General features: G+C 62.7%; 25 protein-coding genes. 17 read left to right on the forward strand and 8 right to left on the reverse strand.

What is annotated here, in order from left to right; genetic code table 11:
* Positions 1-83: 83 nt before the first annotated feature.
* On the forward strand, positions 84-1,556 hold the full coding sequence (locus KTR60_RS02025; protein ID WP_228401721.1) for an MFS transporter: 1,473 nt from the start codon (positions 84-86) through the stop codon (positions 1,554-1,556).
* On the opposite strand, the gene KTR60_RS02030 is transcribed toward KTR60_RS02025, so the two are convergent.
* Positions 1,543-2,256: a TetR/AcrR family transcriptional regulator gene (locus KTR60_RS02030; protein ID WP_175280092.1), complete on the reverse strand. Its 714-nt coding sequence runs from the start codon at positions 2,254-2,256 to the stop codon at positions 1,543-1,545. The genes KTR60_RS02025 and KTR60_RS02030 overlap by 14 nt on opposite strands.
* Before the next feature lie 65 nt (positions 2,257-2,321).
* Here KTR60_RS02030 and KTR60_RS02035 point away from each other — a divergent pair, with 65 nt between their 5' ends.
* The 11 genes from KTR60_RS02035 (at position 2,322) to KTR60_RS02085 (ending at position 13,957) form a co-directional block, all read left to right on the forward strand.
* Positions 2,322-2,900 carry an FAS1-like dehydratase domain-containing protein gene (locus KTR60_RS02035; protein WP_209911042.1) on the forward strand — a complete coding sequence of 193 codons (579 nt, stop codon included), beginning with the start codon at positions 2,322-2,324 and terminating at the stop codon, positions 2,898-2,900.
* Positions 2,897-3,325: a Zn-ribbon domain-containing OB-fold protein gene (locus tag KTR60_RS02040; protein WP_204855037.1), complete on the forward strand. Its 429-nt coding sequence runs from the start codon at positions 2,897-2,899 to the stop codon at positions 3,323-3,325. The genes KTR60_RS02035 and KTR60_RS02040 overlap by 4 nt, the downstream gene beginning before the upstream one ends.
* Entirely contained in the window at positions 3,322-3,735 is a 414-nt protein-coding gene (locus KTR60_RS02045; RefSeq protein WP_204855036.1) for an acyl dehydratase, read from the forward strand. Before KTR60_RS02040 ends, KTR60_RS02045 begins: the two co-directional genes overlap by 4 nt.
* A complete protein-coding gene (locus KTR60_RS02050) occupies positions 3,732-4,913 on the forward strand; it encodes a lipid-transfer protein (RefSeq protein WP_047888076.1) in 1,182 nt (393 codons plus the stop codon). Before KTR60_RS02045 ends, KTR60_RS02050 begins: the two co-directional genes overlap by 4 nt.
* Before the next feature lie 32 nt (positions 4,914-4,945).
* Positions 4,946-6,154: a DegT/DnrJ/EryC1/StrS family aminotransferase gene (locus tag KTR60_RS02055; RefSeq protein ID WP_118604741.1), complete on the forward strand. Its 1,209-nt coding sequence runs from the start codon at positions 4,946-4,948 to the stop codon at positions 6,152-6,154.
* Between the two features lies 1 nt (position 6,155).
* Entirely contained in the window at positions 6,156-7,010 is an 855-nt protein-coding gene (locus tag KTR60_RS02060; protein WP_064443015.1) for an SDR family NAD(P)-dependent oxidoreductase, read from the forward strand.
* A complete protein-coding gene (locus KTR60_RS02065; RefSeq protein ID WP_064443016.1) occupies positions 7,007-8,137 on the forward strand; it encodes a steroid 3-ketoacyl-CoA thiolase in 1,131 nt (376 codons plus the stop codon). The genes KTR60_RS02060 and KTR60_RS02065 overlap by 4 nt, the downstream gene beginning before the upstream one ends.
* Before the next feature lie 27 nt (positions 8,138-8,164).
* Positions 8,165-10,375 carry an acyl-CoA dehydrogenase gene (locus KTR60_RS02070; RefSeq protein WP_058038229.1) on the forward strand — a complete coding sequence of 737 codons (2,211 nt, stop codon included), beginning with the start codon at positions 8,165-8,167 and terminating at the stop codon, positions 10,373-10,375.
* Between the two features lie 17 nt (positions 10,376-10,392).
* Positions 10,393-11,598: an acyl-CoA dehydrogenase family protein gene (locus KTR60_RS02075; protein ID WP_058038230.1), complete on the forward strand. Its 1,206-nt coding sequence runs from the start codon at positions 10,393-10,395 to the stop codon at positions 11,596-11,598.
* Between the two features lies 1 nt (position 11,599).
* Positions 11,600-12,727 carry an acyl-CoA dehydrogenase family protein gene (locus tag KTR60_RS02080; RefSeq protein ID WP_064443018.1) on the forward strand — a complete coding sequence of 376 codons (1,128 nt, stop codon included), beginning with the start codon at positions 11,600-11,602 and terminating at the stop codon, positions 12,725-12,727.
* A gap of 66 nt (positions 12,728-12,793) precedes the next feature.
* Positions 12,794-13,957, forward strand: coding sequence for a low temperature requirement protein A (locus KTR60_RS02085; protein ID WP_064443019.1), 1,164 nt, complete (start codon positions 12,794-12,796; stop codon positions 13,955-13,957).
* A gap of 6 nt (positions 13,958-13,963) precedes the next feature.
* Here KTR60_RS02085 and KTR60_RS02090 read toward each other — a convergent pair whose 3' ends face one another.
* Genes KTR60_RS02090 through KTR60_RS02100 form a run of 3 tightly spaced genes read right to left on the reverse strand, consistent with a single transcriptional unit; the run spans position 13,964 to position 16,890 of the window.
* Entirely contained in the window at positions 13,964-14,677 is a 714-nt protein-coding gene (locus KTR60_RS02090) for a type 1 glutamine amidotransferase (protein ID WP_007731510.1), read from the reverse strand.
* Positions 14,670-15,923, reverse strand: a complete 1,254-nt coding sequence (locus KTR60_RS02095) for a Mur ligase family protein (RefSeq protein ID WP_003943457.1) — start codon at positions 15,921-15,923, stop codon at positions 14,670-14,672. Before KTR60_RS02095 ends, KTR60_RS02090 begins: the two co-directional genes overlap by 8 nt.
* A gap of 25 nt (positions 15,924-15,948) precedes the next feature.
* Entirely contained in the window at positions 15,949-16,890 is a 942-nt protein-coding gene (locus tag KTR60_RS02100) for an EamA family transporter (protein WP_003943484.1), read from the reverse strand.
* Between the two features lie 89 nt (positions 16,891-16,979).
* Here KTR60_RS02100 and KTR60_RS02105 point away from each other — a divergent pair, with 89 nt between their 5' ends.
* Positions 16,980-17,873, forward strand: coding sequence for a LysR family transcriptional regulator (locus KTR60_RS02105; protein WP_064443020.1), 894 nt, complete (start codon positions 16,980-16,982; stop codon positions 17,871-17,873).
* 162 nt (positions 17,874-18,035) lie between these two features.
* On the opposite strand, the gene KTR60_RS02110 is transcribed toward KTR60_RS02105, so the two are convergent.
* Both KTR60_RS02110 and leuA read right to left on the reverse strand, forming a co-directional pair.
* Complete coding sequence (locus KTR60_RS02110; protein ID WP_003943489.1) at positions 18,036-18,413, reverse strand: SHOCT domain-containing protein; 378 nt, start codon at positions 18,411-18,413, stop codon at positions 18,036-18,038.
* 240 nt (positions 18,414-18,653) lie between these two features.
* Positions 18,654-20,462, reverse strand: coding sequence for a 2-isopropylmalate synthase (gene leuA, locus KTR60_RS02115; RefSeq protein WP_003943488.1), 1,809 nt, complete (start codon positions 20,460-20,462; stop codon positions 18,654-18,656).
* A 270-nt stretch (positions 20,463-20,732) separates the two neighbouring features.
* Between leuA and KTR60_RS02120 the strand changes: the two genes are divergently transcribed.
* Genes KTR60_RS02120 through KTR60_RS02135 form a run of 4 tightly spaced genes read left to right on the forward strand, consistent with a single transcriptional unit; the run spans position 20,733 to position 24,407 of the window.
* Positions 20,733-21,098, forward strand: a complete 366-nt coding sequence (locus tag KTR60_RS02120; RefSeq protein WP_003943492.1) for a hypothetical protein — start codon at positions 20,733-20,735, stop codon at positions 21,096-21,098.
* Complete coding sequence (locus tag KTR60_RS02125; RefSeq protein WP_007731502.1) at positions 21,098-22,051, forward strand: hypothetical protein; 954 nt, start codon at positions 21,098-21,100, stop codon at positions 22,049-22,051. The genes KTR60_RS02120 and KTR60_RS02125 overlap by 1 nt, the downstream gene beginning before the upstream one ends.
* Before the next feature lie 49 nt (positions 22,052-22,100).
* Positions 22,101-23,366 carry an aspartate kinase gene (locus KTR60_RS02130; protein ID WP_003943494.1) on the forward strand — a complete coding sequence of 422 codons (1,266 nt, stop codon included), beginning with the start codon at positions 22,101-22,103 and terminating at the stop codon, positions 23,364-23,366.
* 6 nt (positions 23,367-23,372) lie between these two features.
* The gene (locus KTR60_RS02135) at positions 23,373-24,407 is read left to right on the forward strand and encodes an aspartate-semialdehyde dehydrogenase (RefSeq protein ID WP_042447794.1); all 1,035 of its coding nucleotides are present in this window, start codon (positions 23,373-23,375) and stop codon (positions 24,405-24,407) included.
* A gap of 62 nt (positions 24,408-24,469) precedes the next feature.
* Here the strand turns inward: KTR60_RS02135 and KTR60_RS02140 are convergent, their stop codons facing one another.
* Both KTR60_RS02140 and KTR60_RS02145 read right to left on the reverse strand, forming a co-directional pair.
* Positions 24,470-24,811, reverse strand: a complete 342-nt coding sequence (locus tag KTR60_RS02140) for an Imm51 family immunity protein (RefSeq protein ID WP_228401723.1) — start codon at positions 24,809-24,811, stop codon at positions 24,470-24,472.
* Positions 24,812-24,854: 43 nt separating this feature from the next.
* On the reverse strand, positions 24,855-25,505 hold the full coding sequence (locus tag KTR60_RS02145; protein WP_007731498.1) for a TetR/AcrR family transcriptional regulator: 651 nt from the start codon (positions 25,503-25,505) through the stop codon (positions 24,855-24,857).
* Positions 25,506-25,637 lie beyond the last annotated feature (132 nt).

Genomic DNA, 25,637 nt, shown 5'->3' on the forward strand with positions numbered 1-25,637 from the left:
GCGTCACAATTCTTGCTAGGTAAATATCCGTTCACCTAATGTAGGTGAACGGATATTTACCTAGTGAGAACAGGCGGTGTGGGGTGACGACGCTCGACCGTCCGCCGGGCACGCCTGCAGTCACCACCTTCGATACGGGACTCGCGCAGCCGCGCTCCCGCTTCCTGTTCCCCATCGTTGTCGCCGCCGCAGTGTTCCAGGCTGTTCTGCAGACGGTCATCGTTCCACTGCTGCCGGAGTTGCCGCACTTCACCGGCGCTGGACGCACGGCCGTGTCCTGGCTGGTGACCGTCACGCTGCTGGTCGGCGCTGTCGTCACTCCCATCTTCGGTCGACTCGCCGACATGTTCGGCAAGAAGAAGATGCTTCTGGTTGCATTCTCGATGATGACTCTCGGCTCGATGTTGTGTGCGCTGTCGTCGGACATCGCTGTACTCATCTTCGCGAGAGCGTTGCAGGGGGCCGGGTCGGCAGTCATCCCCATCGGAATCTCCATGCTGCGTGACGAATTGCCACGGAACAAGGTCAACGGCGCAGTGGCCATGATGAGTTCGACGCTCGGTGTCGGAACCGCTTTGGGCATACCGTTTTCCGCGATGATCGCGCAGTACTCGAATTGGCACGTCCTGTTCTGGGTAACCACCGCCATCGGGCTGTCCGTGACTCTTGCTGCGGTGCTGTTCATTCGAGAGTCCGAGCCGAATCCGTCGGGAAGATTCGACGGCGTCGGGGCGGTTGGTCTGAGCGCCGCGATGATTGCTCTGCTTGTGCCGATCACTCAGGGGTCGAGTTGGGGGTGGACCAGTGGAGCGGTGATCTCCATGCTGGCCGCGTCGGCGGTGCTGTTCACGCTCTGGGTAATTCAACAGCGGCGCAACGTAAATCCGCTGGTCGACGTCCGTGCTCTCGTGAAACGTGCAGTGTTGATCCCGCATCTGGCGGCTCTGCTGGTCGGGTTCGCGTTTTTCGGGAACACGCTGATCACGACACAACTGCTGCAGGGGATGAAGGGGCCGGGTGCCGGGTACGGCCTGTCGATCATCGCGGCAGCGCTCTGCCAGATTCCGGCGAGTATCGCGATGGTGCTGTTCTCACCGGTTGCGGTGCGTATCACCGACCGCTTCGGTTCACGGACCGCGATGTTGACCGGCGCCGTGTTCCTCGCCGGCGGGTACGGGATTCACGCCGTTGCCGGTAAGCCGCTGTGGGGAGTGGTTGCAGCACTGGGTATCACAGCGGTCGGGACTGCCATCGTGTACAGCACGCTCTCGCTGCTGATTCTGGTTGCCGTACCTCGTCAGCGACTGGCGGCTGCCAACGGGGTGAACTCACTTCTGCGGACGTCCGGAAGCACGATCTGCAGTGCGACGGTGGCAACCATTCTCGCTGCATTCGTGATCAGCGGTTCGGAACATTCCACGTCGTGGACCGGATTCTCCGTCGCCTACCTGGTGTGCGCGGGCTGCGCGGTGGTCGTGTTCGCGGTGTCGATCCTGTTGCCGCAGGGACGAACCCCGAAACATCTGGATTTGCCGGATCTGGTCAGGCGACCCTGAATCCCGAGAGGAAGAGCGTGATCATCAGATCCGCGAACTCGTCGGTGGTGTACTTCTGGCGATCCGGCCAATGCGTTGTCGACCACAAGGTGTCTCGTACCGATCGATAGAAAATTTCCGGTGCCACGTCTTTGCGGAAGATTCCCTGATCGACGCCTTCGGCAATCGCTTTCATCCAATGCTCGCGGACTTGGCGGGAAGGCCCGTCGACGGATTGCAGGAGATCGTTGTCGCGAAGATAAGCCCGATCGTTCTGGTAGATCGCCGTCGGGTGCGGGTGTAGTTCGATGACGACCAGCGTCTCGCGGATCAAGCCGCGCAGGACTTCCTCGGGGTCGTTTGCCGTCTTCTCCACCTGATCGAAGCGGAGCTGAATGTCGGTGATGAAGCCGCGCATGAGCTCGGCAACTATCGCATTCTTCGACTTGAAGTAGTGGTAGAGGCTGCCCGAGAACACACCGGCGGCGTCGCCGATCTCGCGAACGGTCGTGGTGGCGACACCCTTCCTGGCAAACAGCTCGGCTGAGCTCTCCAGGATCTTCTCCCGACGATCTGGTGATGCCACTGAAATCTCCACTGGTTGTCGGTCCTGCTCAGGGCAGGGTTTCGGGGGTGCCGGGCTGCCGGCGTCGAACGTAGCGCAATCCTGCCCGATAGCTCCGGCTCGAACCAATTCGTCGGTGAGATCGCGTGTTTCCACTTCCGGATTCCTATGCTAGCTTCAAAATCAAGCGCTTGCTCAACTTTCGTTCACGGAGGATTTCAGTGCAGAGCCTGCAGACGCAGTTTCCGAATTTCATCGGCGCAGAGGCCGAACCACCCCGCGTCGCCCGCTACGCCGTCAACGAGGCGATGATCCGCAACTGGGTCGAGGCGCACGACGACCGCAACCCGATCTACGTCGACGCAGAGGCCGCCCGCAGTACCGGCCGTCGAGACGTCGTCTGTCCGCCCGCCATGATTTCGACCTGGGTGATGGCGGGTTACCGACGTTATCGGCAGGTCCAGCAACTTCGTGCCGACGGAGCCTCCGAGGACTTCGCGTATTCACGACTGCTGGCGTTGTTGGACGAGGCCGGATACACCTCCGTTGTCGCGACCAACGTCGAGCAGGAGTATTTCGCGGAGCTGAGCCCCGGTGACCACGTCACCGCGCATTTCACCATCGAAGCGATCTCGCCGTTCAAACAGACGGCTCTCGGTCACGGGTGCTTCATCACTCTGTTCAAGAAGTACGTCGACCAGGGCGGAAAGACGCTGGTCGAAGAGCGTTTTCGATTGCTCAGGTTCAAACCAGATGCCCAGACAGATACTCAACTCGAAGTCCAGGAGGTAATCGCATGAGCGAGACTGGCTCCCGCAACACCGCTGTTCCGAGACTGACCGTCACCGACGACAACGATTTCTTCTTCTCCGCGGCCAAAGAGGGCCGCCTCGAGATCCAACGGTGTGCGGATTGCAAGACGCTGCGCCACCCACCCGCACCCGCGTGCCCGGAATGCCGCTCGTTCAGTTGGGACACAGTCGAATCCACGCGGCGATGCACGTTGCACAGCTTCACGATCATCCATCACCCGAAGGATCCTGCTTTCGAGTACCCACTCGCCGTGGGACTCGTCGATCTCGAAGAAGGCACGCGTCTGGTTGCCGACATCGCGGGGATCGATCACGAGGAACTCGACTTCGGCATGGAACTCGAAGTGACCTTCTCCGAGCACGCTCACGGCGAGATGCTGCCGCAACTGAGGCGACGGGGTTCGGTGCAATGACGAAACTGATTGACTGCGAAGTGGGTTCGGCCCTCCCCAGCCTCGAATTGCCGTTGGATCGAACGCTGATCGTCGCCACTGCGATCTCTTCTCAGGATTTCGAGGACGTGCATCACGATCCGGGCAAGGCACAGGATCGCGGAACTCCCGACATCTTCATGAGCATCAACACCACCAACGGGCTCATCGACCGCTACATCACCGACTGGTCCGGCCCGGCATCACGGATCGTCAAAACATCACTACGGCTTGGTGTTCCGAACTTTCCCGGAGACACCATGACATTCACCGGCGAGGTCACCGCCACAGACGGCCGGGCGCTCACCGTGACGGTTCTCGGGAAAAACGCCCGTGGAACACACGTGACGGCCGACGTGACTCTCGAACCGGTGGAAAGGGTAATCGCATGACACGAGGATTTTCGAGGCAAGCAGCCATCGCCGGAATCGGCGCCACCGAGTTCTCCAAGAACTCCGGCCGCAGCGAATGGCAGTTGGCGTGCGAATCTGTGATCGCCGCACTCGACGACGCGCACATCGAGGCAGAAGAGGTGAACGGATTTGCGCTGTTCACCATGGAGAACAATCCTGAGATTGCGGTCGCACGCGCCCTCGGGATCCCGGAATTGACGTTCTTCAGTCGAATTCCACACGGCGGCGGCGGTGCCTGCGCACCGGTTCAACAAGCAGCGCTTGCCGTCTCCAGCGGAGTTGCCGACGTTGTGGTCGTCTACCGTGCCTTCAACGAAAGATCAGGTCACCGATTCGGCGCCGGCCCGCCACCTTTTGCGTACAACGCGTCGACGGACCAGGAGTATCGGAACTGGATCAACCCGTACGGGCTTCTGACCCCGGCGCAGCAGGAAGCCTTCCTCGCCAAGCTGTACATGCACAAGTACGGGGCAACCAGCGCCGACTTCGGCCAGATCTCGGTCCTCTCACGCAAGCATGCGGCGAACAATCCCAAGGCCTGGTTCTACGAACGCCCGATCACTATCGAGGACCATCAGAACTCGCGCATGATCGCTGACCCCATCCGTCTGCTCGACTGCTGCCAGGAAAGTGACGGTGGACAGGCGCTGGTCATCGTCAGCGCGGAGCGCGCCCGCGACCTGCCGCACAAACCTGCGATCATCAGCGGTGCTGCGCAAGGTGTAGGTCCACAACAGATTTCGATGAGCAGCTACTACCGCGAAGACATCGACAGCATGCCGGAAGTCGAACTCGTGGCGCGCCAACTGTGGGACCAGGCCGGTATCGGCCCGGACGACATCGATGCCGCAATTCTCTACGACGCCTTCACTCCGATGGTTCTGCTTCAACTCGAGGAGTACGGATTCTGCGGTCGAGGTGAGGCAAAAGACTTCATCGCCGACGGGAATCTCGAGCTGGACGGTCGCCTGCCGATCAACACCCACGGTGGCCAACTCGGTGAGGGATACATCCACGGCGTCAACGGCATTGCCGAAGGTGTACGCCTGATCCGCGGCACCTCCACCAATCAACCCACCAAAACTCTGGACAACGTGCTCGTGACCGGCGGCTCTCCCGTCCCGCACAGTGCGCTCGTCCTCTCGGCAGATCGCTGAATCTGCCGCCTATTCGAGAAAGCAGGAACAAGATGAGCGAGCGGATCACCTACGCCAGGGCCACCCACGGCGAGGAAGAAATACAGGCTGTTGTCGACGTCTTGCGCAGCGGGCATCAAGGATTGCGCATCGGCAAGAACGTCTTCGAGATGGAAGAACGTATCGCGGCCTTGGCCGGCAAGAAGTTCGGCGTCATGTGCAACTCGGGATCCTCGGGTTTGTACTTGGCAGTCGAGCTGCTTGGACTGCCTGCGGGAAGCGAGATCATCACGTCGCCGTTGACGTTCTCCACCGATATCGCACCGATCGTGCGTGCCGGTCTGGTGCCGGTGTTCGTGGACGTGGAACCCAACACGTTCAACGTCGACGTCACCAAGATCGAGGCAATGGTCACCGAGAAGACCGGTGCCATCCTGATGCCGAACCTCGCCGGCAACTGCCCGGACTGGGACGTCATTCGTGATATCGCTGATCGCCATGGACTCAAGGTGATCGAGGATTCGTGTGACGCGATCGGCGCCACGCTCCGCGGTACTCCCACCGGGTCTCGGGCGGACATCGTCGTCACCAGTTTCTCGATGGCACACATCATCACGTGCGCGGGAACCGGTGGAATGGTGTGCGTCGACGACGAAGCCAGCCGTGACAAGGCTTTGCTGCTTCGCCGCTGGGGCCGTCGTAGCGAGCCGAACCTGTTCGGCAGTACCAAGTCCGGCCGAGTCTTCCGTGAAGAACTCGACGGCGTCGACTACGACAACGACTTCATCTTCGAGCTCATGTCGTGGAACTTCGAGCCCTCCGAACTCGGCGCAGCTTACGGCGTCGTGCAGCTCGACAAGCTGGAACAGAACTACAAGACGCGTAAGGCCACATTTGCGGCCTTCACGACGGCATACGGCGCCCACCCCGAATTCTTCACGACGCCGGTAGAACTCGACGGTCTCGACACGGCGTGGCTGTGTTACCCGGTGATGATCAACGAGAACGCCCCCTTCACGCGCAGCGACCTGCAGGAAGCCATCGAGGCCGACGGTATCGACACACGAACTGTGTGGAGCGGCAACGTCACTCGTCACCCGATGATGAACAACATCGAGTTCCGTCAGCCGGCCGAAGGATTGCCGGAAGCCGACGCGGTTTTCGCCCGAGGAATGACACTCGGCATGAGTCACGGCCTGCGTGAAGACGAAGTTGCACGGATTGCGGAGAGCATCAATCGCTTCGCCTCGAAGTTCAAATAGCATGACGAGGCGCTTTGACGGCCGCCGAGCGCTTGTCACCGGTTCCAGTCGCGGAATCGGTGCGGGCGTCGCGGAGCGACTGGCAGCCGAGGGTGCCGACGTCGCCCTCGTGGCTCGGACGCTCGGCACGCATGCAACCCTGCCCGGCAGTCTCGAAGAGACTGCGGCTCGAATTGCCAAGTACGGAACCAAAGTCGAGATAGTTGTCGCAGATCTGACGGACGAGCAGCAGCGCGACACCGTTGTGCCGCTGGCGATCGAGAAGCTTGGCGGGACTATAGACATCCTGGTGAACAACGCGGCAGCGGCGATCTATCAGCCGCTCTCGGATTACCCACTGCGGCGGCGACGGTTGATGTTCGAGGCAAATGTCCATGCACCGCTCGATCTGATGCAAGCCGTGGTGCCGGGGATGGTGGCAAACGGATACGGCTGGATCGTGAACGTGTCCAGTGGCACCGTCAAACCGTGGCATGGCCCGCCGTTCACGTGGGTCGAACCGGGAACTGCCATGACCGTGTACGGCGCGTCCAAAGCAGCGCTCAACAGGATGAGCAACGGCATGGGCGTGGAGCTTTACGGCCAGGGGGTTCGCGTCAACACGGTTCAACCGCGGGCAGCGGTGCTCAGTGAGGGCGCCAGGGTCCTGGTCGGTGAGACTATCCGGCCGGATCAGGTCGAATCTATGGAAGAAATGGTGGAAGCGGTCACAGCGCTGTGTGATTGCGACACCGAGTTCACCGCGCGCTCGAGCGTCAGCTTGGACCTGATCGACGAGTGGTCCCTTACCGTGCGTGGTCTGGACGGAACGGCATTACCGGAGAACCCGGCATTACGAACCGAGGAGTTGGCATGAAGCCCGTCATCGTGGACGCAGCACGAACGCCGTTCGGCAAGCGTGAGGGTTGGCTGTCCGGAGTCCACGCGGCGGAACTGTTGGGTTATGCGCAGAAAGGCGTGCTGGATCGGGTGGGCGTGGATCCTGACGCGGTCGACCAGGTCATCGGCGGCTGTGTGACGCCTCTCGGTGAGCAGTTCGGAAACATCGTGCGTACGTCCTGGATGCATGCGGGCCTTCCGTTGAAAGCGGGCTGCACCACGATCGACGCGCAGTGCGGAACCGCGCAGCAATCGGTGCAGTTGATTGCCGGGCAGATTGCCATCGGTGCAGTCGACGTGGGTGTGGCGTGCGGTGTGGAACTGATGTCGCGGGCACCACTCACCTACAAGGTGGGTACCGGCCTCGGAACACCACGTCCGGAGTCGTGGTCACTCGATACCGTCGACCAGTACACCGCAGCCGATCGGATTGCTGTCAAGCGCGGTTTCAGCCGCGAGGATCTCGACTCCTTCGGGCTGCGCTCGCAGCAGCGAGCCGCAGCAGCATGGGAGGCAGGACGCTTCGACTCGCACATCATCGATGTGGTCGCTCCGGGCTCTGACGCTCCGGTTCATCGGGATCAGGGTCTGCGCGAATCGAGTCTCGAAGGACTCGCGAAACTGCGGACCGTTCAAGAGGGCGGATTGCACACCGCTGGAACGTCTTCGCAGGTCTCGGACGGTGCGAGTGCCGCTCTGCTGATGTCCGAGGATCGAGCCAGGATGTTCGGGGTGCGGCCGCGGGCAAAGATATTGGCGCAGTGCGTCATCGGCGGAGACATCGAGTACATGCTCGACGGTCCCGTGGACGCGGCAAACATCGTGCTCGGCCGCACCGGTCTGACGATCGACGACATCGATCTGTTCGAGGTCAACGAGGCATTTGCTTCGGTACCGATGTCGTTCGCGCAGGTTCACGGCGTCGATCCCGAATTGCTGAACGTCAACGGTGGTGCAATCGCGCTGGGCCACCCGGCCGGTGCAACCGGAATCAGACTGTTGGCCAATGCCATCGACGAACTGGAGCGCCGGGACAAGTCCATCGCGCTGATCGCGATCTGCGCGTCCGCCGCAACCACCTGCCTGATTCTCGAACGCATCTGACAAGAACCGAAGATTGAGGAACCTGCCATGGCACTGCCCCTGCTCGAAGATCACCGTGACCTGGCGGAAGCGGTAGCCGCATTCGCGAACCGCTTCGGTGGAATCGCCGACACGCGGAGCAACGTCAAGCGGTACGCCGCCGGTGATCGGCCGGACTCGTGGGATGGATTGGTCCGTCAGGGACTGCACGCAGTGCACCTGCCGGAGCAGTACGGCGGTGACGGGGCAGGGCTTGCCGAACTGGCGGTGGTAGTCGAGCAATTGGGTGATGCGCTTTACCCGGGACCGTACGTTCCGACGGTCATCGCCAGTGGGATCCTCGCGAAAGCTGCCGGCCCGGCTGCGGAATCAATGCTGATCGAATTGGCCACCGGCGCAACCGGAGCAGTCTGCACCGGCGTGGGATTGCGCGCGGCTCGCAGCGATGCAGGGTGGACCGTGAGCGGTTCTGCCGACCCGGCTCTAGGTCTACCCGGAGCCGATGTCGTTCTCGTGCAAGCGAACAGCGAAGACGGCGAGTTGTGGTTCCGGCTCGAGCAGTCGTCTTCCGCTGCGGTGGAGGTCGAAGACGGAGTGGATCTGACACGCTCGATCGGGACGCTGACGTTGACCGATCACAAGGTCGACGCTGGGCTGATCGTCGAGGGTCTCCAGGCGCACCGAGTCGAACTGATCGTCAACACGGTGTTGGCTGCGGAGGCGAGCGGTATCGCCGGGTGGGCGCTACGCACCGCGGTCGACTACGTGAAGTCCCGGCAGCAGTTCGGCCGTCCGGTCGGAAGCTTCCAGGCAGTTCAGCACAAGGCGGCCATGATGCTGGTCCGCTCCGAGATTGCCTGTGCCGCAGCGTGGGACGCAGCTCGGTCCGAAGAGCACGGCGAGGATCAGCAGAGACTTGTCTCGGCTCAAGCTGCGTTGGCCGCTTTGCCCGTCGGCATCGAGAACGCCCTCGAATGTGTCACGTTGCTCGGCGGAATCGGATTCACTTGGGAGCATGACGCGCATCTGTACTGGCGCCGGGCAATCAGTATCGCTGCGGTGGCGGGTTCCGAGGTGAAGTGGGCACACACGTTGGGAGACCGGTCCGCCGATTCGGAACGGGATTTCTCCTTTGTAGACCCGGACATGCTGCCTGAACTACGAGAGCAGGTTCGCAGGGTTCTGGACGAGGTTGCGCTGCTGCCCGACGACGGAACCACCAGCGCCAGTTGGGCGCCGGCCAAGGGGAGCGCTCGACGCGCCCGATTTGCCGACGCCAAACTGGTAGCCCCGCACTATCGGGCGCCGTACGGGCTGGGAGCAGGACCGAGAGAACAGGCCGTCATCGCACACGAATTCGCGATGCGAGGTTGGGCTCAACCGTCCACGGTGATCGGGGAATGGGTGCTGCCCACGATTCTCGAACACGGCAACGCCGAGCAGCAGGACAGGTTCGTCGAGCCTTCGCTGCGCGCCGACATCATCTGGTGCCAGCTGTTCAGTGAGCCGGGCGCGGGATCAGACCTGGCCGGTCTGAGCACGAAAGCGCGCAAGGTCGACGGTGGCTGGGTCCTGTCGGGTCAGAAAGTGTGGAACTCGGGCGCGCACGAGGCCGATTGGGGAGTATGCCTGGCGCGTTCCGACGCCGACGCTCCGAAACATCGTGGGCTGTCGTACTTCCTGGTCGACATGACCTCGAAAGGTATCGACGTACGTCCGCTGAAACAAGCCACCGGTAAGTCGGAGTTCAACGAGGTATTCCTCGACGACGTCTTCGTCCCGGACGACTGCCTGGTGGCGGAGCCGGGGCAAGGGTGGAAGCTTGCTGCGACAACGCTGTCCAACGAACGCCTGAGTATGGGCAGCACGCTGCACCACGGTTCGAGTCGGCTGTTCCGTCAGGTTATCGCCGACGCGAGCCACGACTGCCCTCGCGAAGACGCAGTGGAGGGCCTCGGCCGCAGTATCTCTCGTGAGTTGGCACTGTCCGCGATGAATCTACGCGGGGTGTCGGCGCGACTGGCGGGTCAGGAACCGGGCGCCGAGATCAGCGTGTCGAAGGTGTACAACGCCCTGGCGCAGCGTGAGGGCTCGCGGGATCTGTTGCGACTGCTCGGACCTCGTGCCGCCGTTGTCGACCCGTCGGCGAATTACGCGATAGACCACATCGGACTTCCCTCGATTCTGTTCGGCGGCGGAACCGTCGAAATTCAACTCAACGTCATCGCGCAGCGCGTACTCGGCCTGCCGCGTTCGTAGATCTTAGGAGTTTCACCATGTACTTGGATTTGTCGGAGGAGTCGAAGACTCTGCGCAAGGAATTGCGGGCGTACTTCGCGGAGATCATCAACGACGAAGACCGCCGTGCTCTCGTGGATCAGACCGAAGGCGGCCCCGTCTTCGATCGCATTCTGCGCCGAATGGGTAAAGACGGTTGGCTGGGCTTGGGGTGGCCGGAGGAATTCGGCGGTCGGGGCGAGAACCCCGAAGCTCTGTACGTGTTCTACGACGAGGTGATTCGCGCCAATGCGCCGCTGTCGCTGGTCACGCTGAACACCGTCGGACCCGCTCTGATCAAGCACGGGACGCAAGCTCAGAAGGACTTCTTCCTGCGTCCGATCCTGGCGGGCGAGTTGATCTTTGCCATCGGCTACACCGAACCCAATGCGGGCACCGATCTCGCGGCCCTCGAAACACGCGCCCGCATCGAGGGTGACGAGCTTGTCATCAACGGCAACAAGATCTTCACCAGCGCCGGTGTGTTTGCCGACTGGGTCTGGCTTGCCGTTCGCACCGATCCCGACGCGCCTACGCATCAGGGCATTTCCGTGGTCCTGGTGCCGACCAATTCGCCGGGGTTCTCGGTCACCGAAATTCACACCGTGGGCGGAATCAGCACTTCGGCAACCTATTACGAAGATGTTCGGGTGCCGATCACCAATGTCGTCGGTGAGCTCAATCAAGGGTGGAAGCTCATCACCAACCAGCTCAACCACGAACGTGTTGCCCTGGCGGCACGCGGTGGTATAGCCAACGAGCTCTTTGCCGAGGTGGTCGAATGGGCAAAGACCGAACCCGCCGGTGACGGCCACGTCTACGACATCGGCTGGGTACGTGAGAAATTGGCGGAAGTCTACGCGCTGCTCAGTGCTGCCGACCTGATGAACCTACGACTGGTGGCGGACGTCGCCGCCAACACCTTGGGCGGCGGGGATTCGGCCGCGGCCAAGATCTTCGGTACCGAAGCCGTCGTCAGTGCGTACGGCATGCTGCAGGAAGTGCTGGGCGCCAAGGGCTTACTGCGCCCCGGCACACCCGGAGCGGTACTGGAAGGGCGGGTCGAGAACCTGGGTCGACGCGCACAGAACAACACCTTCGGCGGTGGAACCAACGAAGTGATGCGTGAAATTGTCGCCGCAAAATGTCTGGGCATGGCGCTTGCTGCGCGTCGCCGGCCCGCTGCACAGAACGAAAAGAGCTGACATGGAATTCGAATTCGACGACAACTTGTCCGCCGTGCGGGATCTGAGTGAATCGATCTTCTCGGCGAAGTCCGGAGTGGACCGACTGCGGGAAGTGGAGGGCGCCGGCGGTTTCGACGCCGAACTGTGGAAGCTCCTCGCCGATTCCGACGTTCTGGGAATTCCTCTGCCAGAGGAGGTCGGGGGAGCGGGACTCGGAATGCTAGGCCTGGCAGCGGTGCTCGAACAACAGGGCCGCCGGGTCGCCCAGGTGCCGCTCTGGTCGGTGATTTCGACGGCAGCGCTGCCGATTGCCGAGTTCGGCAGTAAGGAGCAGAAAGCGTCGTGGCTTCCGGGACTGCTCGACGGCTCGGTGATCGTCACCGGCGCCTTCGACACCGGCTACAACGCCGAGACGGCAGTTCGCGCCGAGCCGGCTCCTGACGGCTGGGTTCTGTCGGGCCACGTCGACTCCGTACCGGCCGCCGAGTTCGCTGCCGCACTGGTGGTTCCGGTGACGATGCCGGACGGCAGTGTCACCGTGATGATCGTGCCGACGGACCGGGACGCGCTGGTGCGTACACCGCTTGCGGTGACGAACCGCGAGAGCAACAGCGCTGTGCAGTTCGACGGGGTTGCGGTTACTGCAGCTGACGCACTTCCCGCGGACGGCGCGGTGGTTCGAGACTGGACGTTACGACGTGCGCGGGTCGCTCTGGCGGCCCTGGCTACCGGCGTCTGCGAGGAAGCGCTGGCGATGACGGCGAAATACACCTCCGAGCGAGTGCAATTCGGACGTCCACTCTCGACCAACCAGGCAGTTGCCGTCCGGGCCGCCGACGCGTACCTCGACACCGAGAGCACAAGATTGACCACCCACCGCGCTGCCTGGCTGATGGACAGCGGAGTCGAGAGTGAAGCGGAAGCGGCTGCGCTGGTCGCCAAATGGTGGGCGTCGCGCGGCGGTTTGCGCGTGGTGCACGCGACCCAGCACATGCACGGCGGAATCGGCGCGGATGTCGACTATCCGATTCACCGCTATTTCCTGTGGGGACGGCAGATCGCCTTCACTTTGGGGAGCGCGGGGGCGATAGGCGCCGAACTCGCCGATCAGTTGGAGATCCGAGCCCAGATCGGGGCGTCGGCGTGAATATCTGAGACGACAGGTTCCAGTCACGGGCAGCGCGTCGGCAATCATCGCGCTACTCTGCCCTTCGTGAATCGCACTAGTTCGTTCATCAGGCCGTTGGTTCCGCGGGACCCGCACGAGCCGCACCGGGTGGCGACGCCGCTCGAACTGCTCACCGACCTCTGCTTCGTCGTGGCGGTCGCTCAAGCGGCCACCGGCCTGCACCACGCGATCAGCGAAGGGCACGCGGCTTCGGGCGTCGGGCACTTCGCGATGGCGTTTTTCGCGATCTGGTGGACGTGGCTGAATTTCACGTGGTTCACCTCGGCGTACGACAACGACGACGGAATCGCCCGGCTGCTGACCATCTTCCAGATCCTCGGATCGCTGGTCCTTGCAGCCGGCATCGTCCGCTTCTTCAACGACGACGCCCTGCTGATCATCGTCGGCTACGTCATCATGCGAATAGCACTGGTCATCCAATGGCTCAGGGTCTCGCGGAACGACCCCGAACATGCGCTCACGGCGCGTCGATACGCTCTCGGAATCGTGTTGGTCCAGATCGGTTGGATCGGTTTCTACTTCGTGCCGTCCGCCGTTTACGTCCCGACGTTCCTGGTGTTGGTTCTGTGCGAATTCGCGGTACCGATCTGGTCGGAGAAGCCGGGCATGACGCCGTGGCACCCGCATCACATCGCGGAGCGGTACTCGTTGTTCTTCATCATCGTTCTGGGCGAGACGATCCTTTCGACCACCATCGCGATTCAGGACGCCGTGGACGGTGAGCATCCGGCAGCGCAGGTCACCTACGTCGTGATCGGCGGCATTCTGATTGTCTTCAGCCTGTGGTGGTTGTACTTCCAACGCAATGCAGGCGAAGTGATCGGCGGTCACAACGTCTCACCCTTCGTCTGGGGGTTCGGTCACTACTTCATCTTCGCCGCCGCTGCCGCCATCGGTGCGGGGTTGGCCTCGCGCGTCGACTTCTGGACTCATCACGGTGACGGCAGCGCGTTGGTGACGGGTGCTGCCGTCACCGTTCCGGTCGCGGTCATCCTTGCCGCCTTGTGGTTCATCCACATTCGACTACACGACTCCTCGGTACGCACCCTCGTGCCGTTCTCGGTCGCGATAGTCGTCGTGCTCGGTGGTACCTACACCGCGGTGCCCGAACTGGTCGCGGGACTGGCCTGCGCCGCGCTGTTGGCCGTGGAACTGATTCTGACCGAGGGCAAATCCGAAACCGTCTGAACCGGGTCAGCGAATCGCGAGTCGCTCCTTGCGGAGCTTGTCGACCTCGGGCAGATGCAGGGGTTCAAGCTCGTTCACACCCAAGGCGCGCATGAGCAGGAGGTCCGCGAGTTCGGGGTTGCGAGCCAAAGCGGGTCCGTGCATGTACGTCCCGATCACCGAACCCTGCACGACGCCTTCGAATCCGTCGCCGACGCCGTTTCCGACACCATGGGTGACACGTGCGAATCCAGAGGCTGAGCTACCCAGAGTTGTTCCGCCGCGGTGATTCTCGAAACCTGAGAGGGGCGCGGTGAGTCCGTCGATCAGCGGCTTCGTGATGACTTCGCCGATGGAACGCTTCTCCTGCGGCGAGGTTGTGACGTCGAGCATCGAGACACCGTCGACGCGTTCGCCGCTGGAGGTTTCGTACCAGTTGCCGAGCACCTGAATGGCAGCGCAGATCGCCAGAACCGGTGCGCCACGCTCGGCGGCGCGTTGCAGACCAGGGTATTTCGCGAGGTGACGCGTGGCGAGGCGCTGAGCGGAATCCTCGGCGCCACCCAACGTGTACACGTCGAGCGAATCGGGGACCGGATCGCTGAGGGTGATGTCCACGATTTCGGCGTCGTAGCCGCGCATCCGTAGACGCTGACGCAGGATCAGGGCATTGCCGCCGTCGCCGTAGGTGCCCATGACGTCGGGGAGTACCAGACCGATGCGAACTGTCGAGTCAGACATTGCGAGACTCCTTCGCGATGGCAGTGTTGAGGTCACGGAAGGCCGTGTAGTTCGCCAGTACCTCCACACGTCCGGGAGGGCAGGAAGCGATGGCGCGCAACGGGTCCGGGTCGAGAGTGTGCTCGACGCCCGCGTACGTGAGGCGAACTGCCAGATCTGTTCCGCGTTCACCGGCGGCCACTACCTTGACACCTTCGAAGTGCTCGAACTTCACGTCCCACAGCCAGGAGAGGTCCTCGCCGTCCGGCACCTGACCGTTCACCGCGATGACCAGACCGTCCACCGTGGGATCGATCATCGACAACGCTTCCTGCCAGCCGGCGGGATTCTTCGCGAGCAGCATGTGAACGGAGTGCGGTCCGACCTCGACGGTGCTGTATCGACCTGCGACTTCTTGAACCGTCGATGCGGCGGCAACTGCCCCGACCGGATCTGCACCCAAAGCCGCTGCAGCCGCTACGGCCTGAGCTGCGTTGCCGCGGTTGGCTTTTCCGGGGAGGGTCAACGTCATCGGAATCTTCAGGCCGTCGGGGCCGTAGAGATTGTCGTCGTCGAGCCACCAGGTCGGCTCGGGCCGCGCGAAGTCGGAACCGGTACTGCGCCAGTGCTTTCCCTCCCACACGATGGGTTCGCCGGTGCGCGGGCAGCTGACGGAATCGCCGGCCCAACCGCCGCCGGCAGCAACCCACACGACGTTGGTGGCGTCGTATGCCACGGAGGTGACCAGTACGTCGTCGCAGTTGGCGACGATCACCGCATTCGGATGCGCGTTGACGCACGCGCGCAGTTTCCGTTCGATCATGTTGATCTCGCCGACCCGGTCGAGCTGATCGCGGCTGAGATTCAGCAGCACGATCACTTCCGGGTTCACGGCGTCGGCTACGTGGGGGACGTGCAGTTCGTCGACCTCGAGTGCCGCCAGCGTCGCATCGGTACGCGCGGCCAGGGCGGCCACGATCCCGGCATCCATGTTGGCGCCGTCGGCCTGCGTGGCGACGTCACCGAGTGTCGCGAGCGCTGCGGCGGTCATACGCGTGGTCGTCGACTTGCCGTTGGTGCCGGTGACCACGACGGTGCGCTTGCCGCGTCCGAGCTGAGTCATGAGCGTCGGGTCGATCTTGAGGGCGATCAGCCCGCCGATCATCGAACCCTTGCCGCGACCGGCCTTCTGCGATGCCCAAGATGCTGCTGCGGCAGCTCGCATGGCGAGCTTTCCGCGCGCTGTGATCGATAGTCCAGTTCCCACGGCCCGAGTTTGGCACAGGGCGTCGTCAGACGCCGAGTCGCGCCGGTGGTGAGGCTGCAGGTGTGTCCGAGAAAACAGTGTTCGCGGGCTTACGTCTCATCTGTGCGGCGCTCGCTCCGGCGATCACGATGACCGCCCCGACCAGTGACAACGGGCTCGGATCCTCGTGCAGGAACAGCCAGGACGCGCCGATTCCCACGACTGGCACCAGCAAGGAGAGCGGCGCCACCATGCCGGCGGGATAGCGGCCCATGAGCATCGTCCAGAGCCCGGATCCGGCGATGGTGCCGAGCAGAATGATGTAGGCCAGCCCGACCAGCGACGGCCAGGCGTCGGCGCTGAATGCGGTGCCGAGTGCGTGCCAGCCGACTGTGGGGCCTTCGACCACGGCTGACAGAGCGAGCATCGGTAACGGCGGGATGACACACATCCACAACATCAAGCGCATCGGTGCAGGCTCGCCGACGGTGTTTGCCGCAGCCAAGCGGCTGCCGAGATTGCCGAACGCCCAGGACAGGCCGCCGAGGAGTGTGAGGACGACGGGCAGCAGTGCCGCGTGGTGCGAGCGGTCCCAGCCGATCAAGGACATCCCGCCAACGGCGACGGCGATACCGGAGACCTGCCAGACGCTGAGCTTCTCGCGGAGCAGGAAAGCGCCGAGTAGGACGGTGAACGGTGCTGACGACTGCAGGACAAGTGATGCAAGGCCCGTCGGCATCCCCGAATGCATCGCCCAGAAGAGGAAGACGAACTGGCCGAATCCGAAACCGAATCCGTAGAGCAGCAGCCAGCGGAGCGGCACCTGTGGACGCGGCACGAAGATGACCACCGGAATCGCGATGATCAGAAACCGCAGCGCTGCGAAGAAGAATGGCGGGAAATGATCCAGGCCGACGCGAATGGCCAGGAAGTTCAGACCCCACAAGACGATCACGGTCAGGCCGAGGAGACGGTCGCGGGGAGTCATGCGTTAATCGTGAGCCGTACGAAGCATCAGAACAAGCGAATATAGATGCACTATCCATGTAGTTTTGCTACATGGATATTCGTCACCGTATGGATGCCACGCGCCTGCGAATCCTCCGCGAGCTCGCCGACCGAGGAACCGTCGGCGCTACTGCTCTCGCCCTCTCGATGACGCCGTCCGCCGTCTCGCAACAACTCAAGATCCTCGGACGAGAAGCGGGGGTCTCGCTCCTCGAACCGGACGGGCGCACGCTGCGCCTCACCGACGCGGGTCGAGCGCTGGTGCTTCGCGCCGACGACGTGGTGGCGGCGCTAGACCGGGCGGCGGACGAGATGGCGTCGTACCGAGGCTCGCCGCGGGGAAAGGTGCGAGTCGCGTTCTTTCCCTCCGGCGCGGCGCTCCTGCTGCCCGGTGTCCTGACGGCGCTGAAGAACTCGGACGTGGACATCGACGCCTACGACGTCGACAAACCGGCGTCCGCTGTCCCTGGACTGTTGGCCGATCACGATGTGATCCTCACCCACCGTGACGAACGCGGAGCCGAGACGTCGTTTCCCCGGGTCAGCGTGCAACCGCTGATGCGTGAACCGATCGATCTGGTGCTGCGGCCTGATCATCCACTCGCCGAGCAGGATTCGGTCCGGCTGGAACAATTGGCCGACGAGAACTGGATAAGCGTGCGCGGCGGGTTTCCGGTCGACGACGTTCTGCTGTCGGTTGCGTCGGTAACCGGCGTCCAGCCTCGCGTCGCTCATCGGATCAACGATTTCCGCGTCATCGAAGAACTGGTGGCGGCGGGCCACGGCGTGGCTTTGATGCCGCGATACGCGATCACGCATCCCGGAGTGTCGAGGAAACCGGTGGCGGGAGTGCGCGCTGCACGAGTTTATGAATTGGCAACTCGGTTACACGCCAACCGCAGTCCGGCTATCGGAGTCGTGCTCGACGCCTTTCGTAACGTCGCGCGTGCTGTCGGTGAATGAAGGCCGTCGGTGAATGAAGGGCCGTTGGTGAATGAACGGCTGTCGGTGAATGAGCAGCTGTTGGTGAATGAACACAAAACGGGAGCGACACGATTAGTGTCGCTCCCGTTTCGGTAGTGCAATCCTCACGGATTAGTGAGGGTCGCTTAGTGAGGGCCGGTATCAGGCGAGAGCCTTGGCCTTCAGTGCTGCGAATTCTTCTTCACTGATGGTGCCGGCGTCGAGAAGTGCCTTTGCATCTGCGATGGATTCGGCCGGGGACTTTCCGGCAACCTCACGAATGTAGCTGTCCTGCGCGTTCTTGACCTGCTGCGCAGCCTCGAGGGACCGCTGTGCCATTCCGTCACTGCGAACGATCAGGTAGACGAGCGAGGTGAGCAGCGGAATGAAGAACAGGAAGACGATCCAGATTGCCTTCACCCAGCCGGAGGTCTTGTGATCGCGGAACAGGTCGGTGATGATCGAGAAGAGCAGGATCAAGTACGCGATGAACGCGAAGCTGATGATGATCAGCCAGAGGAAGTCCCAAAAGGAATCCATTGTCGAGCTCCATTTCACAAGTCGGATTTGTCTGAGCTGACTATCTCACGCGCACGGGGCGTCTGCATCATCCTCGATGGGTGAATTCTTTTTGTTAACTTCGCTAACCGACTCTTTCGGGACCAATGTCATGCCGAATCGAAAACATCGACCGAAAATCTTCAGTGCTCTGAAAACGACCCTGGCCCCACCCGAAAATCGGGTGAGACCAGGGATTGTTCACGAGTCGGGAGCTGAGTGTCAGCTGGCGCGGTTCACTGCCGAGACCACAGCGCGCAGCGAGGCCGTCGTGATCGACGTGGCGATACCCACACCCCAGACGACGGTGCTCTGACCCTCCGGGCCCGTCACGGCGCACTCGACGTAGGCCGCGGCCTGGGCGTCGTCACCGGCGGACATCGCGTGCTCGGAGTAGTCGAGGACACGAACGTCGAAGTTGATGCTTCCCAGCGCGTCGACGAAGGCAGCGAGTGGGCCGTTGCCGGTACCCGAGATCTCCTGCTCCTTGCCGTTCACCTTGACGATCGCGGTGATCGCATCGGTGCCGCCGTCCTCCTCGGACGCGGTGACCTTCTGCTTCATGCGCTCGAGCGGGGTGATGGGAGCGAGGTACTCCTCGTGGAAGACGTCCCACATTTCCTTCGGCGAGACCTCGCCACCCTCGCCGTCGGTGATCTTCTGGACCGACTGCGAGAACTCGACCTGCAGACGACGCGGCAGCACCAGACCGTGATCGGCCTTCATGATGTATGCGACGCCGCCCTTGCCGGACTGCGAGTTCACACGGATGACGGCCTCGTAGCTGCGGCCGACGTCCTTCGGGTCGATCGGCAGGTAGGGGACCTGCCAGAGAATGTCGTCGACGTCGGAGTTCTGGCTGTCGGCGTCGACCTTCATGGCGTCGAGGCCCTTGTTGATCGCGTCCTGGTGGCTGCCGGAGAACGCGGTGTAGACCAGGTCGCCGCCGTACGGATGACGCTCGTGGACGGGCAGCTGGTTGCAGTACTCGACCGTGCGACGGATCTCGTCGATGTTCGAGAAATCGATCTGCGGGTCGACGCCGCGCGTGAACATGTTCAGAGCGAGAGTGACCAGGCAGACGTTGCCGGTGCGCTCACCGTTGCCGAACAGGCAGCCTTCGATGCGGTCCGCGCCGGCCTGGTAGCCCAGCTCGGCTGCAGCGACACCCGTGCCGCGGTCGTTGTGGGGGTGCAGCGACAGGATGACCGAATCGCGGCGGGCCAGGTTGCGGTGCATCCACTCGATGGAGTCGGCATACACGTTGGGTGTAGCCATCTCGACGGTGGCGGGCAGGTTCAGGATGACCGGGTTGGCCGGCGTCGCACCCAGGGTTTCGGTGACGGCGTCACATACTTCCTTGGCGTACTCGAGCTCGGTGCCGGTGTAGGACTCGGGCGAGTATTCCCAGCGCCAGTTCGTGTCCGGGTACTTCTTCGACTCGGCGAGGACCAGTTCGGCGGCGTCGGTGGCGATCTTCTTGATCGTGTCCTTGTCGGCGCGGAACACGACGCGGCGCTGGAGAATCGAGGTGGAGTTGTAGAAGTGCACGATCGCGTTCTCGGCACCTTCACAGGCCTCGAACGTGCGCTTGATCAGCTCGGGACGCGACTGCGTCAGCACCTGGATGGTGACGTCGGACGGGATGGCGCCGTCCTCGATGATCTCGCGAACGAAATCGAAGTCCGTCTGGCTCGCGGACGGGAAGCCGACCTCGATCTCCTTGTAGCCCATACGAACCAGGAGATCGAACATACGACGCTTGCGCGCCGGGCTCATCGGATCGATCAGCGCCTGGTTGCCGTCGCGCAGGTCAACGGCACACCACTGGGGTGCTCGGTCGATGATCTTGTCCGGCCAGGTGCGGTCGGGCAGCGTGACCGTCTCGACCTCTTCGGCGAACGGGCGGTAGCGGAACGTCGGCATCGACGAGTTCTTCTGCGTGTTCCACGCAGGCTGGTCGGACGGTGCCGGCTTCGTGGGCGGGGTGATGGTGCGAGTGCCGGTGGTGAATGCGTCAGCGGGGGACATGGGTGTGATCTCCAGGATTGTGGACCCGGCCTGTTGACCTGTTGGTCAAGACCATGAGTCCGGAAGGCTTGGTCGACCGGCGCACAAAAACCCCGCGGCGGGAGGCCAGTCTGGATCAGACCCCGTCGCGGCAACCAAGAAGGAGTGCGCGCTGCATGCACAGCACTCTACTCCTGGATTTCGCGAGAAATCGGTGGGGTTCGCCCTCATGTCCAATTTGTCGCCGAATTGTGCTGCCGTTTCGGCCCCGAAAATGGTGGACTGTCGTCCATGGATCCCCGAATCGCCGTGGCGAGCACGTACCTCGACGCGCTCCGCAGTCACGATGGCAGTTCCGTACCGCTGGCTCCGGACGCGGTACGCCACGAGGTCGGGCTCAAGACCGGATTTTCGGGGAATCATTTGCGGCGCAGCCTTTCCGGAGGTCCTCAGTATCGCGTGATCCGCGACATTCGTGAGGTGGAGTGGACGGTCGACGGGGACGACCTGACGGCTGACTACCTCCTCGACGCCGGGTTGTTCGGGCGGAACCTGATGACCGTTCGGGTTACCGAGACCTTCCGGATACCCGCTGACGATCACCGCATTCACCACATCACCGCGAAGATTCGACCGGCGCGCGCCAAGCACACGTGATGCGCTCGATCCGCTGGATCGTCTGTTCACTGCTGATCGTTCTCGCTGGTCTCGGTGCTGCCGGCTCGGTGCTCGCGCTGTTCGTCCACACCCAGGTGAACGACACCGACAGTTACGTCGAGACGGTTGCCCCGTTGGCTTCCGAACCTGCTGTCCAAGCGGCTGTCGTTGATCGGCTGACCGAGGAACTGACGCAGCGGTTGGACCGGTTTCCGCAGGTGGTGACGAGACAAGCCGAGAAACTTGTTCGGGAGGCGGCTCAGTCGTTGGTCTCCAGCGACCAGTTCGCGACGCTCTGGACCGCGGCCAACCGTCAGGCGCACGCGCAACTTGCTGCGATGGTGACCGGCAGAGCCACCGACGGCATCGTTCGGTCCGACGACAGCGGAACAGTCACCTTGTCCCTCGAGCCGATCATGACAGAACTGCGGACGAACCTCCGCGATCGCGGATTCACCGTCGTCGATCGTCTTCCGACGTTCGATCCGCAGTTCGAGATCCTGCAATCCGACGAGCTGGTGCGGGCCCAGGACCTCTCGAACACTCTCGACCGGGCAGCGGCCTGGCTGCCGTGGGTGTCGCTGGCCTGTGCGATCGCGGCCGTCGCAGTTGCGCCGAGGCGAATGCGCGCACTGTCCCTGGTCGGGCTGGCGACGGCGGTGGCGATGATCGCCCTGTTGGTGGCGCTGGCCGTCGTGCGGCGAGTCTATTTACAGAATTCAGACATACCGTCATCTGAGGCGGCAGTCGCGGTGTACGACGCGCTGGCAGTTTCGCTGGTCAGCAGTATCCGCGTGCTTCTCGCCTGCGGAGTTGCCGTCACGGTGGTCGGTTACGTTGCCGGTGGCTCGCGTTCTGCGACGTTGATGCGATCGCGGATCTCGCAACTGATCCCGCGCGGATCTGAGGCGAACAGCAGTACGCATCGGGAAGTCCCAGGACCACCTCGGTAAGCTCGACCTCTGGTATCTGTAAACAATTTCGACCTGGAGGTAGAAACGCGTGGCTCTCGTCGTCCAGAAGTACGGCGGATCCTCGGTGGCAACCGCCGAGCGCATCCGACGAGTCGCTGAACGGATCGTCGAGACCAAGAAGGCCGGCAATGATGTCGTCGTCGTGGTGTCAGCGATGGGCGATACCACCGATGAGCTGCTCGATCTGGCTCAGCAGGTGTGCCCTTCCCCGCCGGCCCGTGAAATGGACATGCTGCTGACCTCGGGTGAGCGCATCTCCAACTCCTTGGTAGCGATGGCAATTCACTCCCTCGGCGCCGAAGCTCGTTCGTTCTCGGGCTCACAAGCCGGAGTCATCACGACCGGCAGCCACGGAAACGCCAAGATCATCGACGTCACGCCGGGCCGTGTTCGCACTGCGCTGGACGAAGGCTCGATCGTTCTGGTCGCCGGATTCCAAGGCGTCAGCCAGGACAGCAAGGACATCACGACGCTCGGACGCGGTGGCTCGGACACCACTGCCGTGGCGTTGGCAGCTGCACTCAACGCTGACGTCTGCGAGATCTACACCGACGTCGACGGCGTTTTCTCCGCCGATCCGCGCATCGTCCCCGACGCTCACCGCCTCGAGACGGTTTCCTTCGAGGAAATGCTCGAACTCGCAGCGTGTGGTGCGAAGGTGCTCATGCTCCGGTGCGTCGAGTACGCCCGTCGTTACAACGTGCCTGTGCACGTCCGTTCGTCATACACCACCAAGCCCGGAACAATCGTGTCCGGATCGATGGAGGACATTCCTGTGGAAGAGGCCCTGATCACCGGAGTCGCGCACGATCGCGGCGAAGCCAAGATCACCGTTGTCGGATTGCCGGACACACCGGGACACGCTGCCAAGGTGTTCCGCGCAGTCTCCGATGCCGAGATCAACATCGACATGGTGCTGCAGAACATCTCCAAGGTGGAGACCAACAAGACGGACATCACCTTCACGCTTCCGACGGCCGACGGCCCCCGCGCCGTCGAGATCCTGACCAAGCGTCAGGAAGACATCGGCTTCACGCAGATCTTGTTCGACGACCACATCGGCAAGGTTTCCCTGGTCGGCGCCGGAATGCGGAGCCACCCGGGCGTCACCGCCACGTTCTGCGAGGCGCTGGCCAAGGCAGACATCAACATCGACCTCATCTCGACCTCTGAGATCCGCATCTCAGTGCTGGTCAAGGACACCGAATTGGACGACGCTGTACGTGTCATCCACGACGCTTTCGGGCTCGGTGGCGAAGAAGAAGCAGTAGTACACGCTGGAACGGGACGGTAATTTCTCATGACGACTATCGCTGTTGTCGGTGCGACCGGTCAGGTCGGCATCGTCATGCGCACTTTGCTCGAAGAGCGGAACTTCCCCGCGGACAAGGTGCGGTTCTTCGCATCTGCACGCTCCGCCGGTAAGAAGCTGCCCTTCCGCGGCGAAGAGATCATCGTCGAGGATGCGGCCGCCACATCGGATGAGGACCTGAAGGGCATCGACATCGCCCTGTTCTCAGCCGGTGCGACGCTCTCGCGCGCCCAGGCTCCGCGCTTCGCTGCTGCCGGCGCGACCGTTGTCGACAACTCTTCGGCATGGCGCAAGGATCCCGAGGTTCCCCTCGTGGTGAGCGAGGTCAACCCGCAGGACACGAAGAACCTGGTCAAGGGCATTATCGCGAACCCCAACTGCACCACCATGGCAGCGATGCCGGTGCTGAAGGTTCTGCACGACGAAGCCGGTCTGCAGCGTCTGATCGTCTCCAGCTACCAGGCCGTGTCCGGTAGCGGCATCGCCGGCGTCGAGGAACTCCTCGGCCAGGTGCGCGCCGTAGTCGGAGACGCGGAGAAGCTGGTTCACGACGGCAGTGCCGTCGACTTCCCGGCCCCGAACAACTACGTCGCCCCCATCGCGTTCAACGTCCTGCCGCTGGCAGGTTCGCTGGTCGACGACGGAAGCGGCGAGACCGACGAGGATCAGAAGCTCCGCAACGAGAGCCGCAAGATCCTCGGACTTCCCGATCTGTTGGTTTCGGGTACGTGCGTGCGCGTTCCCGTCGTGACCGGGCACTCGCTCGCGATCAACGCAGAGTTCGCCAACCCGCTCTCGGTTGCTCGCGCCAAGGAGATCCTCGCCGACGCTCCGGGCGTCGAGCTGGTCGAGGTTCCGACGCCGCTGGCCGCTGCCGGTGGCAACGCGTCGCTGGTCGGTCGTATCCGTCAGGATCCGGGTGTCCCGGAGGGACGCGGACTCGCGCTCTTCGTTTCGGGCGACAACCTGCGTAAGGGTGCCGCGCTCAACACGATTCAGATTGCCGAGCTGTTGGTCGGCTAGATCTTTCGTTCGGTACCGGCCCCGCACCTAGGTGTGGGGCCGGTGTCGTTTCGACCGGCGCTCTAGTCGAGTTCGGAAATGGCGACCAGGCCACCGAGGTACTCGGCATCCGAATACGCTTTGGCGAGTAGCGCTCCGAGCTCACCGAGAGCTCCGTTGTCGCTGCCGTACGCAACAAACATGCCCGCTTCGGGATCGGTGCCGAAGCGGCCCTCCAGATGCGGTGCATCGCGGCCTACCACTGCGTGGGCGACCGACGCCCAGTCGTAACCGGAGCCTTCGAAACCCTCTACCTGCTCGAATATCGATGCCACCTTGCCGAAATGCTGGTCGGTGAGCATCAGTGACCAGTTGCCCGGAGACGTTTCGAAAAGCTGTAGCGGTTCGATCGATGGTGATTTCATGCGTGTATTGAAGCAGATCCGACCGACAGGTTTCAGTCGGCCGCTAACGCCCGACCGATTGTGCGAGAGCCACGGCAAAACTGGAAAGTCGTTCTCGGGTATAGGTTTCGGGATCACTGACGGCCAGTCGTCCGAGCATTTCGGCGAACGACATCATGGTGTGTGCGAGGAGAACCGGATCAAGGCCTTCGAGCTTCGACTCGAGGGCAATCCCGGCGCGGGCCAGTTCTTCGGCGCGGGCGAAGACAGCTCCGCGAGAGAGCTTCAACAAGCCGTGATACTCGCTGGGGGCGTTCTCGACAGACGTCAGAATCAGGCGCCAGCGCGTCGGGTTCTCCAGTACGGCGTCGACGAAGGCGCCGACGGTCCCGGTGTACGACGCCGCTGGGCCGAGTTCGCTCAGATCTGTCGGCATGGTTTCGAGCACCTGAGCGATGGCTCGCTCGTGCTCGCGGCGCAGCAGTGCAGCGACGAGATCGGTCCTGGTATCGAAAATCGTGTAGAGGACGGGCTTGCCGACACCGGCTTCGGCAGCGACGGATTCCATGCTGAGGTTGTGCAGGCCAACGCGGCCGGTGACCTCGAATGCTGCGTCGAGGAGCTGCTCGCGACGTTGCTCGGGCGCCATGCGAGGGGCGTACTTGCGCCGCGGTGTATCCGTTGCGTCAGCTTGTGACCTGGTCATCGTGTGCATCACCTCCGCTCTCACCCTAATCTGCCTGCCACTTCTTCGTGAATAATACGCAACCGTTGTATTCATCGTCTGCAATTGTTACGGTGGCGTTGTATTCGAATGGTGCTCAGTGAGGCGCCTCTGCCGAGATCT

It is taken from the genome of Rhodococcus sp. C1 (assembly GCF_020809065.1).
GTDB classification, from domain to species: Bacteria; Actinomycetota; Actinomycetes; order Mycobacteriales; family Mycobacteriaceae; genus Rhodococcus_F; species Rhodococcus_F qingshengii.